1 protein-coding gene is annotated in these 347 nt (G+C 65.1%); it reads left to right on the top strand.

Annotated features, from left to right (window positions below; translation table 11 throughout):
- Positions 1-347 (top strand): IS66 family transposase (locus tag ACWGTI_RS32820; RefSeq protein WP_454590700.1); only part of this gene is annotated, 347 nt, incomplete at both ends.

Below are 347 nucleotides of genomic sequence, written 5' to 3'. Positions count from 1 at the left end.
GATCCAGGCCGGGGTCGAACACGGACCTGCCAGTTCTGGGCGCATGCGACGGACGACCGACCCTGGAAGGGGCCCGCGCCGCCGGCGGTCGCTTACGTCTTTGCGGGTGGCCGCGGCAAAAAGGAGATTGCTGGCCAGTTGGCCGGGTTCGAGGGCGTGCTGCAAGTCGACGGCTATGCTGCCTATACGTCGTTGGCGGGAGGAGCCAAATCGTCGGGCAAGATCCGCCGGGCGTATTGTCTGGTTCATGCACGCCGCAACTTCGTGAAGGTCCACAAGACGACGAACTCGCCCTTCGCCAGGGAGGTCATCGAGCGCATCGGCGCGGTGTATGCGATCGAGGAGCA

This window comes from Mesorhizobium sp. ArgA1 (assembly GCF_053714375.1).
Note: the sequence above shows the minus strand (reverse complement) of the source record. Positions and strands in the feature narration are given on the sequence as shown.